This is a genomic window from Rhodococcus sp. CX (assembly GCF_015865005.1).
Lineage (GTDB): Bacteria > Actinomycetota > Actinomycetes > Mycobacteriales > Mycobacteriaceae > Rhodococcus.
This window is the reverse complement of the sequence record NZ_JADZGH010000031.1, coordinates 25,558-38,604: the sequence shown is the minus strand read 5'-3', so window position 1 is coordinate 38,604 and position 13,047 is coordinate 25,558. Positions and strand designations below refer to the sequence as shown.

Annotated in this window: 11 protein-coding genes and 2 pseudogenes; 4 read left to right on the top strand and 9 right to left on the bottom strand. The window is 71.0% G+C overall.

The window, feature by feature from the left end; all coding sequences use genetic code 11:
- The 9 genes and pseudogenes from I0Q12_RS02770 to I0Q12_RS02730 form a co-directional block, all read right to left on the bottom strand.
- Positions 1 to 1,210 (bottom strand): annotated as a pseudogene (locus tag I0Q12_RS02770) (TIGR02680 family protein); the annotation flags it as partial.
- Positions 1,207 to 2,610 (bottom strand): DUF2398 family protein, encoded by a 1,404-nt coding sequence (locus I0Q12_RS02765; protein WP_197250495.1) that lies wholly within the window; start codon positions 2,608 to 2,610, stop codon positions 1,207 to 1,209. The gene I0Q12_RS02765 and the pseudogene I0Q12_RS02770, both read right to left, overlap by 4 nt.
- Positions 2,607 to 4,060, bottom strand: a pseudogene (locus tag I0Q12_RS02760) (TIGR02677 family protein). Before I0Q12_RS02760 ends, I0Q12_RS02765 begins: the two are co-directional and overlap by 4 nt.
- 286 nt (positions 4,061 to 4,346) lie before the next feature.
- Entirely contained in the window at positions 4,347 to 4,544 is a 198-nt protein-coding gene (locus I0Q12_RS02755) for a DUF4177 domain-containing protein (protein ID WP_197250494.1), read from the bottom strand.
- Between the two features lie 54 nt (positions 4,545 to 4,598).
- A complete protein-coding gene (locus I0Q12_RS02750; protein ID WP_231609876.1) occupies positions 4,599 to 5,393 on the bottom strand; it encodes an aminoglycoside phosphotransferase family protein in 795 nt (264 codons plus the stop codon).
- A gap of 98 nt (positions 5,394 to 5,491) precedes the next feature.
- Positions 5,492 to 6,964, bottom strand: a complete 1,473-nt coding sequence (locus tag I0Q12_RS02745) for a wax ester/triacylglycerol synthase family O-acyltransferase (protein WP_231609875.1) — start codon at positions 6,962 to 6,964, stop codon at positions 5,492 to 5,494.
- 220 nt (positions 6,965 to 7,184) lie between these two features.
- Positions 7,185 to 7,586: a VOC family protein gene (locus tag I0Q12_RS02740; RefSeq protein WP_197250491.1), complete on the bottom strand. Its 402-nt coding sequence runs from the start codon at positions 7,584 to 7,586 to the stop codon at positions 7,185 to 7,187.
- The gene (locus tag I0Q12_RS02735; RefSeq protein ID WP_197250490.1) at positions 7,583 to 8,356 is read right to left on the bottom strand and encodes an ArsR family transcriptional regulator; all 774 of its coding nucleotides are present in this window, start codon (positions 8,354 to 8,356) and stop codon (positions 7,583 to 7,585) included. Before I0Q12_RS02735 ends, I0Q12_RS02740 begins: the two co-directional genes overlap by 4 nt.
- 51 nt (positions 8,357 to 8,407) lie before the next feature.
- Positions 8,408 to 9,424: a LacI family DNA-binding transcriptional regulator gene (locus tag I0Q12_RS02730; protein WP_197250489.1), complete on the bottom strand. Its 1,017-nt coding sequence runs from the start codon at positions 9,422 to 9,424 to the stop codon at positions 8,408 to 8,410.
- A gap of 104 nt (positions 9,425 to 9,528) precedes the next feature.
- Here I0Q12_RS02730 and I0Q12_RS02725 point away from each other — a divergent pair, with 104 nt between their 5' ends.
- The 4 genes from I0Q12_RS02725 to I0Q12_RS31750 form a co-directional block, all read left to right on the top strand.
- On the top strand, positions 9,529 to 10,884 hold the full coding sequence (locus I0Q12_RS02725; protein ID WP_197250488.1) for an MFS transporter: 1,356 nt from the start codon (positions 9,529 to 9,531) through the stop codon (positions 10,882 to 10,884).
- On the top strand, positions 10,881 to 11,372 hold the full coding sequence (gene aroQ / locus I0Q12_RS02720; RefSeq protein WP_197250487.1) for a type II 3-dehydroquinate dehydratase: 492 nt from the start codon (positions 10,881 to 10,883) through the stop codon (positions 11,370 to 11,372). The genes I0Q12_RS02725 and aroQ overlap by 4 nt, the downstream gene beginning before the upstream one ends.
- Positions 11,359 to 12,219 carry a shikimate dehydrogenase gene (locus I0Q12_RS02715; RefSeq protein WP_197250486.1) on the top strand — a complete coding sequence of 287 codons (861 nt, stop codon included), beginning with the start codon at positions 11,359 to 11,361 and terminating at the stop codon, positions 12,217 to 12,219. Before aroQ ends, I0Q12_RS02715 begins: the two co-directional genes overlap by 14 nt.
- On the top strand, positions 12,219 to 13,047 hold an 829-nt coding region (locus tag I0Q12_RS31750), incomplete at its 3' end, for a sugar phosphate isomerase/epimerase (RefSeq protein ID WP_231609874.1). The genes I0Q12_RS02715 and I0Q12_RS31750, both read left to right, overlap by 1 nt.

Genomic DNA, 13,047 nt, shown 5'->3' with positions numbered 1-13,047 from the left:
GCGGTGCGGTCCAGGCGATTCCCGCGTCCTCCGCCGCCGCGGCCAGCGCCGCCTCACCCCGCGCGAGCGCCGCCACCGCCGCCGTCACCGCGGCGGCCGCGCGTTCGGTCTCCTCGGTGCGCTGCGCGAGCGTGGCCTGCGCCCGCCGGGCATGCTCGCCCTGCGCGATCGTGGTGCGTTCGAGATTCGCGACGGCCTGCGCCAGGTCGTCGAGCTGCTGCTTGCCCTCGTACGCGCTCGAGCGTTGCAACGCCTCGAGATTCGCGCGGGCCTGCTCGAGTTCCCGCTCGGTCTCGGCGAGTTGCTGCTCGACGCTCGCGCGTTCGGTCCCGGACCGCAGCCGGTCCGCCGCCGCGCCGTGCAGCGTCTCGATCCCGGCGTCGACCGCCGCCAGCCGCGCCGCGACCTGCTCGACGTCCGCCCGCGCCTGCTGCCGCAGATACTTCCCGTACACGGTGACGAACCGCTGCGCCGCCTCGTCCGCCGCCGACAGCGACTCGAGCACCCGCGCGACCTCCTCCATGTCGGAGAACGAGCGGGCCGCCTCGAGCACCAGACGGTCGTCCAGCGGCCGCAGACCGTCGGTCAACGCCTGCGACAACCCCTTCGGGTCGAGATTCTTCGCCAGCTGCGGCCGCCGCAGCGTGAGGATCAGATTGATCAGCTGCTCGTAGCGCTGTGCGCCGAGCCCGAACAGCCGCGCGTCGATCGCCGCCCGGTAGTCCACCGGCCGATCCGACACCGCGTCCGCGCCGACCTCGTCGATCAACTGCTTGCGGGTCAGCGGCCGATCCTCGGCGTCGAGCAGCGAGAAGTCCACCCCGACCCGGCCGTCGACGACGAAATACCAGCGGGTGACCTTGTCGTTGCCGCGGGTGGCGCGCATCCCGATGCCGACCGTCACGGCCTCCGGATCGTCACGGTCGCCGCGGCAGAACTCCATCCACACATACGAATACGCGCTGTCCTGCCCGCGGTAGAGCAGGTTCGACCGCATCGTGCGTTCCTCACCGGCGAACGGGTTCAAACGGCGCGGCTCGATCCGGCCGTCGAACACGAACGGGAACAGCACCTCGAGGGCCTTGGTCTTGCCCGACCCGTTCGGGCCGCGCAGCACCAGGCGCCCGTCGGCGAACGAGAACTCCTGGTCCCGGTAGTCCCACAGGTTGATGATCCCGGCCCGTGTCGGCCGGAAACGGGCACTGCTCATGACAACTCCGCCTCGCTCGAGTCTCCCGGATACAGATCGATCTGCGGGTCCCGCTCCCGGACGGTGACCGTGACCCCGCGGTAGCGCGCCAGCGCCGGCAACGCCAGCACCCCACCGGGCACCCGCACCACCAGCCGCAGCTTCTCCAGCAGATCCAGCGCCGCCGCGGCCAACCCGGCCGGATCGGCCTGCCACTGCGCCGCGAACGTGCGCCCGTAGGCATCGACGAGCTGCCCGACCGTCGAGGCCAGCCAGCCGTCCTCGATGAGCGGATGCAGCGCGGCCGGCCGCTCCTCGGCCGGCTCCGGCGCCGGATCGGACCCCGAACCCGCGCCGTCCTCCACGGCGAGTGCCGCGAACACCCCCGCCGCGGGGATCGCCGCATCCACCGCCGCCACCAGCGCCTCGTGACCGTCCGGCGGCAACGGCATGCGCAGCAGCCCGGCGTCACCGTCCTCGGGCACCCCCGCGTCGAGCACCCGGGCGCTGATCTCCCCGGCCAGCAGCAACGCCAGCTGCGCCACCGACCCGGTCCCGGGAAACCGCAGGTCCGACAGCCGACCCGACGAATCCACCAGCGCCGCACCCTCGGCGCGGCGCTCGGCGACGAGACCGGTCAGCAACTCCACGTCCGCCGCGGTCCGCGGCAACGCCAACTGCAACGCCTCCGCATCGTCGAGCTCCTCCGCGTACAGCACCGGACGTTGCACCAGCGCCCGCCGCACCCGCCGCGCGACCTCCGCCGTCGCAACCGGACGTTCCGGATCGGCCGGGACACCCCCGTCGGCCAGCAGCCCACGCACCGACCGCAGATGCTGCAACACCCGCGGCGGCCGGAACAACGCCGTCACCACCGCCCGGTCGATGTCGTACAGGGCCTCACCGACCTCCGGGTCCGACGCCCACCGGCCGGCATCCCCGTCGGCCAGGGTGATCGCACCCCGCGTGCACAACCACGCCACCGCATCGACGAACGCATCCCGGTCCGCGGCCCGGTCCGCCGCCAGCTCCACCCCGTCGACCTGCGACGCCTCCGCCGCCACGTGCCCGGCCAGCTCGGACAGGCTGATCTGATTCCCGGCCCGCCCCAACGCCGCCAGCGCCAACGCCAGATACGCGTAGCGCCGCCGATCGAACGGCCGATCCGACACCGTCGACGTACCTGCCCCCGGGTCGAGCCGATCCGCGACCGTGAACAACCGGGCCGTCGTCTCGGTCACCTCGAGCCGATACCCGAACGCCTCGAGCAGATCCGCGCGCAACTCCGTCGCCCACCGCCGCACCAGCGGCAGCGCATTCGGATCCGGATACGACACCGTCACCAGATGGTGAGTGAGAATCAACCGCACCGCCCGCTGGAACGAATCCAGCTCGAGCGACGGAATGCTCCGCGCCTTCACCGCACGTCCACCGACAGGCCGTCCAGATGCAACCGGCCCCGCGCCGTGTGCACCACCATCGACTCCGCGCTCGGCGTCAACGTCAACGTCACCCCGTTCCCCGAACCCGTCGCCGCATCACCCACACGGGCACTGATCGGCACCCGCGCCGACAACGCCGCATCCAGCAGACCCAACAGCACCTCGGTCTCGGCCTCCGACAACTCCCGCTCCCGCACACCCCCGGTGGCCAGCGACGCCGCGGCCGCCGCGCGGCGACGCTGCGCCGCGAGCTGCACCTCCCGCAGCCGCCGGATCCCGGACTCGTTCCGCACCACCTTGCCCGGCGCCCCCGCCGACGGGGTCCGGCCCGTCTCGGCGAGCGTCCGGGAGATCTCCACCGGCGGCGCCTCCCACCACGACATCCCGATCGGCACCGCCTCCGCATCCGCGTGCGGCATCGCGAAATGCCGCGGCCGGCCCAGATCGAACACCACCCCGAACAGGGCGTGCGCCGCCTCCTCGCTCGGCGCGGCCGCGAACCAGCCCGCCAGGTGCCGCAACTGCGACTCCCGGCTCACCCCGCCCTTGCGGGTCTCGGTGACACGCCGCAGCAACGCCAGCACCGCGGCGATCGCGCTCATCGTGCCCTCCCGCAGCCGATCGGCCTCGCTCGGCGCCGACCCCACCCCGGCGAACCAGTGCTCGATGCCGCGCCACCGCGACCGCCAGTCCGCCTCCCGCTCCTCGACCGGCAACAACACCCGTTCGTCGTGGGCCGCAGCCCGCGCCAACAACTGCTCGACGCCGGTCGCCTGCACCCGCTCGAGCGCGGCGGTCAGCTTCGGCGCGAACCGCGCCAGATCCGAACTGAACTCGCGCATGTGCATCAGCAACGCGTCCTTGTGCGCGAGGAACACCTCCGGTGTGATCTCCGTGGTCCGCACCATGTCACCGAGCACGAGATAGAACCGGGCCGCCCGTTCGGCCATGTCCGACAACGTCGCATCGAGCCGCATCAGCTTGCGGATGACCAGCTCCCCGTCACCCGCCTCGTTCGCCGCCGCGAGATCGGTCAGATCCGCCAGCAGATCCGCCAGCGCCAGCCGCGACAGCGACGCATCCTCCCGCGGCCGCTCAGCACGTCCTCCACCGCCCGGAACGCGTGATAACCGGGCCGGGTGAACTGATACACGAAATGCCGATTGCGGTACTCGGCGAGCGTCGCCGCCCGCGTCCCGTCGTAGCTGCGCTCGAGCAGACCCCACGCGTGCAGCTGCTCGAGCAGCGGCGTGACGTCCTGCGCCGACAACGCCGCCGCCGGATCGTCCCCGCCGATCCGCCCGAGGATCGAGGCGACCTCCCCGGCATGCAGCAACACCACATAGTTGGCGCGGGCATGGTCGAACGCCCGCAACACCCACAGATATTCGGTGCGCTTCTCCGCGGTCGCGAACGAGAACAGCCGCAGCCGCTCACCCCGCGCGATCGGGTCCTCGACCCCGCCGGGATGGGACTGCACTGTTTCACTCACCGTGACAGGGTAGGCGGACCGGGCCGCCGCACCCGCATCACCCGCCGACCGTGTCGGACTACGGCACGACGAACCACTTCCCGAACGGCACGATCTGCCAGGGCACCGGTTCGGCAGAGTCGCCACCGCACGGTGCTCCGACCCGGAACATCACGACGACAGGCAAGCACGCCCGCATCCCGATCCGGCGGTCGCTCCGATCGACGACCGTCCGTTCCGTGGATCAGTCCCGGCGTTCGAACGTGATCAACAGGCCCTCCACGCCACCCGGTCCGACGCGTCCCTTGATGTCGGCGGAAGTGATCGCCTTGAGCTGCCAGCCGTCTCGCGCGTGCTCGTTGAGAACCTTCTCGAGCTTCTCACCGGAGAGTTTTCCGCCGAGCATCTTCTCCCGGAGCTCGACCACCTTGTAGGAATACACGTTCCGAGTCCTTCCGTCCGGGACACCGCTGACGGCGAGCGTACCCCGCAGCACTCAGCGTCGAACTGCCTTCGCGATGGTCACGAACCGCGTCACGCGATCGCGTTGCTCCCTGGTGAGAGGACCCCGAGCCTCGTCGAGCGTCCACCGCGCGTTGATCACCGACCGCACCACCACCCAACCGCGCGCCCGTTCCTCGTCGAGCTCCCCGGCATCGACCACCGCCTCGAACCGGCGCAACAACCCGCCGCGGACATCGCCGGCCAGCTCGTCCCACCGGTTCCACAACAGCGGCGCCGGCTCGAAGTTCCGGTCGCCGGCCAACGGTTTCGGGTCGATCGCGAGCCACGGCCGACGCTCCCCGGCGAGAACATTCCCGTAGTGCAGATCGCCGTGCAGCATCACCGACGACGCGCCCTCGTCGGCTGTCAGCTCCCGCGCCAGCGCCGCGGCCTGCTCGACCAGCCGGTGAGGGATCGGAACATCGCGGGGCAGCCGTTCCAGAATCTCGGCCTCACGCCCCATATACGCGGACAACCGCCGCAGCCGCGGGACCGCCGGACGGTGCAACCGCCGCATCAGCTCGCCGGCGATCCCGCACGCCTCCACGTCCCACAACCCGGTCAGATCCTCGGAACCGAGCCGCTCGAGCAGCAGCGCGCGGCGCGCGGGATCGGCCCGGACGAGTTGGGCCGCGCCGTCGCCGTGCCAGTGCTGCAGCGCCAGGTGCTCGTGTGCCGCCCCCTCGTCGGGGAAGCCGACCTTCAGCACGGCCAGGTCACCGGAGGCGTCGCGCACCGGCAGGACCAGCGACCGGTGCCCGTGGATCGCGGCGCCGTCTGGCGTCAACCGCCACTCGTCGACGATCCGGGACAGCAGTCGCGGCGATCCGTCGACCCAGGCGGCCCACTCGGGGCCACCGTTTACGGCTCCGCGCGGGTCCGGGCTCAACCCGCGTGCGCGGGTGCCGGTTCTGCCACGACCTGCACGGGTCGGGACCCGGGATCCGGCGAGCGGAAGGGCAGCGGGTCGACGGTGACCGCGGCCGGCCGGGGCTCGAGACCGTGGGCGCGCTCGAGGGCGACGAGGGCGTCGTCGAGGCGGTCGAGCAGCGGTTGCAGGTGCGGCAGGCTCCGGCTGCACGAGGTCAGACCGAAGGCGATGGAATCGTCGGTGCTCGTGCAGGTGATGTTCAGGGCCTGGCCGTCGACCGGAACGGAGAGCGGATACACCGCGTCCACGCGCGCGCCGTTCCAGTACAGCGGGTGCGCCGGGCCGGGCACGTTGGAGACGATCACGTTGAAGGGCGGTCGCGGCAGCGCCCGGTTCCTGGTGAGCATGCCGACCGCCAGCGGAGCGACGCCGAGTGCGCTGGTGGCGAGCCGGGACAGCGGGGACATCCCGTGCATCGCGTCCTTGCCCTGTCCCATCGACGCGGACACCGCCGCGAGCCGCTCGGCGGGATCCGCGACGTCGGTGGCCAGATTGCACATCAGGACGCCGACTTCGTTGCCCGAGCAGCCCTTGTCGGGCCGCAGGCACACCGGCACCATCGCCACGAGCGGCCTGTCGGGCAGCTCGCCGTGATCGCCGAGGAACGCGCGCAGGGCCCCCGACGACATGGCGAGCACGACATCGTTGACGGTCGCGTCGGCGGCTTTCGCCACCGCGCGCAGCCGCTCGAGCGGCCACGACCGGGCCGCGAACCGGCGGGTGCCGGAGATGGGCACGTTGATCATGGTGTTCGGTGCAACGAGAGACAAGGAACCACCGCGGCCGTGCAGCGCCCGATCGACCGTGCCGACGAGTGCCGGGACGAGACCGATCGCCTCCCCGGCGGCGGCCCGGATCGTCTGCATCGCGGCCTCGGGCAGACCGAGTGCGGTCCCGCCGGTGTGGGTGCGGCTCGGCGGCTCGATCGGTTCCCACGGCGCGGGCATGCCGGTGCGGTCCGGATCCGGGCTCAGGGCCCGGCGCAGCAGCTTCATCGCGCCGACACCGTCGGCGAGCGCGTGATGGATCTTGGTGTAGACCGCGAGGCGGCCGTCGGCGAGACCCTCGATGAGGTGCACCTCCCACAGGGGGCGGTGGCGATCGAGCAGGGTGCTGTGAAGCCGCGAGACGAGGTCCCACAGCTCGTCGAGGCCGCCGGGCCGCGGCAGCGCGTTGCGCCGGACGTGGTACGACAGCGAGAACTCGCGGTCTTCCTCCCAGGCCCACTGGCCGAGCGTGCCGAGCGACCGCGCCGCGCGTTTGCGCCACAGCGGATCGACGTGGTCGTCGCGGACCGAGTCGGTGAACCGGGCGCTCAGGTCGGCGGCGGTCGTGCCGTCGCGAGGCTGCAACAGGATCAGGCCGCCCACGTGCATGGGGCGATCCCGGGTCTCGCCGAGAAGGAACATCGAATCGGTCGGCGACATCGGTAGACGCATATGGATGTGTTTCCTCCGCTCGGGTTGCGAGCAGGTCGTGGCGGGTTCCCCTGCGACCCCGCCGGAATGTGCCTCGAACCATGATTCACATCACAGCTGTGTGACACGACACAATTTGTACGGCATCCGAGCGGGTTCCGCCAAACCGTAGGGTCCGATTTCGGAGCGGTGGGGGCTTTCGTCCGAATTCGAATGCGTGAAGGTCGGCTCAGGGGGTCGTGGAGGCGTCCCGAGCGGCGGGCTGGAACAGCTCGATGAGGTTGCCCGCGGGATCGGCGAGCAGGATCTGGCGGCCACCCGGCCCGGTCACCACCTCGCTGCGGAACTCGACGCCGTCCCCGCGCAGGCGGGCGATCTCGGCGTCGAGGTCGCCGACGACGAGATGGATCCGGTTGCGGCCCGGACCCGCGAACTCCGTCGGCGTGGCGCGAGCCCCCGAACTGGCCGGGCCGGACAGCAGCAGGCGCAACGAACCCCGGATCACGTCGGCGAAGGCGGGGGCGGGGTTGGTGAGCACGGTGAAGCCGAGACGGCGGGTGTAGAAGTCGATCGCCGCGGGCACGTCGTCGACGAGGTAGCGGACACTGACGTAGTCGTCGGAGGTGGTCATCGGATACTCCCTGTCATGGTGGGGGTGGTGAGAGTCGCGATCAGGTACCCGATGCGGGTGTCGATCTCGGTGGCGGTGGCCCGGAAGGCCGGATAGGTGTCCTCGTCGGCACCGCCGGCCGCTGCCGGATCGGGGATGCTCCAGTGGATCCGGCGGGTGTCGTCGTCGCCGAACTCGGGACAGACCTCGCGGGCCTTGTCGCACAAGGTCACGACCGTGCCGAACCGACGACCTGCGAGGGCGTCGAGATGACGGGGGCGCCGATCGCCGAGGTCGATCCCGAACTCCTCGCGCAGCACCCGCACCGTGTCGGGGTGCATGTCCGGTTTGGGTCGGGTCCCGGCGCTGATCGCCTCGACGACGCCGTCGGTGCGCCACCGCAGCAGCGCCTCCGCGATCGCGGATCGGGCACTGTTGCCGGTGCACACGAACAACACCGGTGCCGGGGCCGGGGAGGGTCGAGGGGGCGCGAGGGTGCGGCCCAGCGCCGGATGCAGGGCGGCGCCGGCGCCGGCCAGCATCTCGGTGCACCGGTCCAGGTCCAGGTGGTAGTAGCTGTCGCGGCCGTCGAAGCTGCTGCGGGTGGCCCGCACCAGGCCGCCGTCGCGGAGCAGGCGCAGGTGGTAGGAGATCAGGTTCTGCGGCTCCCCGATCAGGGACACCATCTCCCGGACCCGGTGGTCGCTGCCGGACAGCATCGTGAGCAGCTGCCACCGCACCGGATGCGCGGCGAGCTGCACGAAGGACGGAACGGGAAGTGCCGACGCCATAAACCCAGGATATCACCGATACATCAAATCGATTTGATGTAATATGCCGCGTCAGGACGGCGCCGCCCCCGTGGACCCGCGCACGACCAACTGGGTCGGCAGCACACTCGCGGCCGGTTCCACCACCCCCTCGTAGGTCTGCCGCCCGAGCATCTCGATCGCGCGCGACCCCGCATCCTCGGTGCGCTCGGCGAGCGTGGTCAGCGTCGGGGTGCACAGGTCGGAGCCGAAGATGTTGTCGAATCCGACGACGCTGATGTCCTCCGGGACCGCGACCCTGCGTTCGTGCAGTCGGCGCAGCACGCCGAGCGCGAGCATGTCGTTGTGGCAGACGACCGCGGTGGCACCGGCGGCCACCGCCGCGTCCGCCGCCGCGGCACCGCCGCCCAGCGTGGGGGAGTAGGGGCCGAACCGGCGCACCTCCATGTCGCGTTCCTGCGCCGCCGCGCGGAGACCGAACCAGCGCCGGGCGCCCGACCACGATTCGGGAGGGCCGCCCAGAAAGATCAGGGACCGGTGTCCGAACGACGCGAGGTGGTCGACGATCTGGCGGGTACCGGAATCGTAATCGGCCACGACGCAGGAGAATCCGCGCACTGCCCGATTGACCAGCGTGATGGTGTTCAGTTCGGCGGCGCGCCGGAGGTCGTCGTCGGGCATGCGGGAGGCGCTGAGAACGAAACCGTCCACGGCCGGCCCGAGACGTTGGAGCAGCCGCGCCTCGGTCGCCGCGCTCTCCTGCGTGTCCCCGAGCACCAGGGTGCGTCCCGCCGCGGCCGCCGCGCGTTCGGCGCCCTTGATCACCCCGGCGAAATAGGGATTCGTGATGTCCGGCACGAGCAGGGCGAGGGTGTTGGTGCGCCCCGACTCGAGCGCGCGGGCCATCGGATTCGGGGAGTAGCCGAGCTCGGCGGCGACCTCGAGCACGTGCTCGCGCGTGCTCGAGTTGACCCGGCCCGGGTTCGTGAACGAGCGGGAAACGGTCGACGCGGCGACCCCGGCGGCCCGGGCGACGTCGGTGATGGTGGCGCGCTTGCGCGGGTGCCGAGCGGCCGGTTCGGAAGCCATGGCGCAAGTATGGCAAAGAATGGCAAACGATTGCCGTGTGACCTCGGCCACCCCTAGCGTCGGAATCGACCGACAATGACCATGCGACCGACGGAAGCAGTCTCATGACCCAAACAACGACCGTGCAGCGGACGCCGCGCAAAGCGGCGCTCGCCGCCTGGAGCGGCAGCGCCCTCGAGTACTACGACCTCGCGATCTACGGCACCGCCGCCGCGCTCGTGTTCCCCACGATCTTCTTCCCCGAGGGAAACCGCGCCGCCGCCACCGTCGCCTCCCTCGCGACCTTCGGCGTCGCCTACATCGCCCGGCCCTTCGGCTCCTTCCTGATGGGACACGTCGGAGACCGCTACGGCCGCAAGAAGATCCTCATCGGCACCCTCCTGCTGATGGGCATCTCCACCTTCCTCGTCGGATGCCTGCCCACCTACGGTCAGGTCGGCCTGCTCGCCCCGGCGATGCTCGTCGTCCTCCGGCTCCTCCAGGGAATCTCGGCCGCCGGCGAACAGGCCGGCGCCAACTCGATGTCCTTCGAACACGCCCCCGACCACCGGCGGGGCTTCTTCACCAGCTGGACACTCAGCGGCACCCAGGGCGGCCAGGTGCTCGCACCGGCGGTGTTCCTCCCGCTCGCCGCGCTGCTGTCGGACGAACAGCTGCACGCCTGGGGCTGGCGGATCCCGTTCTGGCTCAGCGCCGTCGTCGTCCTCGTCGGATTCCTCATCCGGCGCACCCTCGACGAGACACCCGAATTCCACGCCGAACAGGAACACGCCGAGGTCCCGCGCGCACCGCTGTCCCTCCTGCTGCGCGACCACTGGCGCGGCGTCCTGCGCGTCTTCTTCGCGTCCTTCATCGCGATGGTCAACACCGCCTTCCAGGTCTTCGCCCTCAACTTCGCGACCGACGACGAATACGACATCGGCATCGACTCCAGCACGATGCTGTGGCTCGCGATCATCGCCAACGTCATCGCCGTCGGCACGATCCCGCTGTGGGCCATGCTCTCGGACCGGATCGGCCGCAAACCGGTGTTCCTGACGGGCCTGATCGGCAGCGCCATCCTCGTCACGGCGTTCCTGTGGTCGATCTCCCGCGGCGACGTCCCCCTCGTCCTGATCACCGGAATCCTGCTCGCCGGCGTCGTCTACAGCATGCCCAACGCCTGCTGGCCCGCGACCTACGCCGAATACTTCCCGACGAGCGTCCGCCTGTCCGGAATGGCGATCGGCACCCAGTTCGGTTTCGCCCTCGCCGGTTTCACCCCGGCCATCGCCGGCTCGCTCATGAACGGTGACGCGGGCAACTGGTATCGCGTGGCCCTGTTCGCCGCCGGAGCCGTCGTCATCGCCGCCGTCGCGGTCGCCACCGGACCGAACGGAACCCACAAGATCGCGACCCCCGACCTCGGCTCGACACCCGAGACACACACCTCGCCGGTCCCGGTCGGAGCGCCGCGATGACCACCCGCCCCACCATCGCGGTCCTCAACGGACCCAACCTCAACCTGCTCGGCCGGCGCGAACCCGCCCTCTACGGCACCGCGACCCTGGACGACATCGAGAAACTCTGCGAACGGACCGCGGCCGACCTCGGCTACGACCTCGACTTCCGCCAGACCAACCACGAGGGCACCCTCGTCGACCACATCCACGACGTCCGCGAACGGGTCCGCGGCCTCGTGATCAACGCGGCGGCCTACACCCACACCTCGGTCGCCGTGCGCGACGCGCTCGCGACCGTCGCCGCACCCGTGATCGAGGTGCACCTGACCAACGTCCACACGCGAGAGCCGTTCCGGCACCTGTCGTACATCGCGCCCGTCGCGACCGGCGTCATCGCCGGGTTCGGACCCGCCGGCTACGAATACGCCGTCCGGCACGTCGCGGCACTGAACGGCCCGGCCGCCCTGGACAACCACATCGAGGAACGACACGATGCCCACCACTGACCACCCCACCTTCGTCCTCGGCCTTGTCGGCGCCGGCATCGGCGGCTCCCTGACCCCCGCCATGCAGGAACGAGAAGGACACGAATCCGGCCTCGGCCTCGCCTACCGGCTGATCGACGCCGAACGGCTCGGCTTCGGCCCGGACGAACTGCCGCAGGTCCTCGACTGGGCCCGCCGCCTCGGCTTCGACGGACTCAACATCACGCACCCGTTCAAGCAGCGCGTGATCGACCTGCTCGACGAACTCACCGAGGACGCCGAGGACCTGGGCGCGGTCAACACCGTGGTCTTCCGGGACGGTCGCGCACTCGGCCGCAACACCGACTGGTCCGGTTGGGGCCGCGCGTTCCGGCGCGTGCTGCCCGACGCGGTGTCGGACCGGGCCGTGCTCGTCGGCGCCGGCGGCGCCGGATCCGCCGTCGCCTACGCGCTGCTCGACCAGGGCGCGGCGCACGTGTCGATCGTCGACGTCGACACCGACAAGGCCCAGCACTGCGCGACCCGCCTCGCCAAACGATTCGGCGACGACCGCATCACCGCCACCACCGATCTCGCCGGCGCGCTGGCCGGCGCGCAGGGACTGATCAACGCGACCCCGACCGGCATGACCGGCCATCCCGGGCTGCCCGTGCCCGCCGACCTCGTCCGCGGCGACCTGTGGGTCTCCGACGTCGTCTACTTCCCGCTGGAAACCGAATTCGTCCGGCTCGCCCGCTCCCGCGGGTGCCGCGTCGTGCCCGGAGGCGGCATGGCGGTCTTCCAGGCGGTCGGCGCGTTCGAATATTTCACCGGCCGCAAACCCGACGCGGACCGGATGCTGCGCCATTTCGAGGAGCTGACCAGCTGATGCACCGTGGAATCGCGACCGTGTCCCTGTCCGGGATTCTCGAGGAGAAACTCGAGGCTATCGCCGCCGCCGGGTTCGACGGTGTCGAGATCTTCGACAACGATCTCGTCGCATCCCCGCTCCCGCCGCAGGAGATCGCCCGCCGGTGCGCCGACCTGGGTCTGACGGTCGACCTGTTCCAGCCGATCCGCGACGTCGAAGGCGTCGATCCCGCACGATTCCCCGCCGTCCTGCACCGCGTGCGCCGCAAGCTCGAGGTCGCGTCCGCGCTCGGCGCCGGCACGGTACTCGCGTGTTCCAACGCGCTGCCGGACGCCGTCGACGACCCGGACCTGTCGGCCGAGCAACTGCACGCGGTCGGGGAACTCGCCGCGTCCTTCGGAATCACCGTCGCGTACGAAGCCCTGGCCTGGGGACGGCACGTCGATCGCGTCGGCCGGGCGTGGGCCGCGGTGCTCCGCGCCGACCACCCCGCGATCACTCTCGCGGTGGACACCTTCCACATGCTCGCGCGCGGCGACGACGGCTCGGCCCTCGCCGGGATCCCCGGTGACCGCATCGGGTTCCTCCAGGTGGCCGACGCACCCCTGCTCGACATGAACGTGCTCGAGTGGAGCCGGCACTTCCGGTGCTTCCCCGGCCAGGGCACGCTCGACGTCGCCGGGGTCGTCGCGGCCGTGCTCGAGGCGGGCTACCGCGGACCGCTGTCCCTCGAGATCTTCAGCGACGTCGTGCGCGAGGCCGATCCGTTCGTCACCGCCCGCGACGGAATGCGATCGCTGGTGTTCCTCGAGGATCAGCTCGGCGAGCGCCTGTACGGACCCGTCC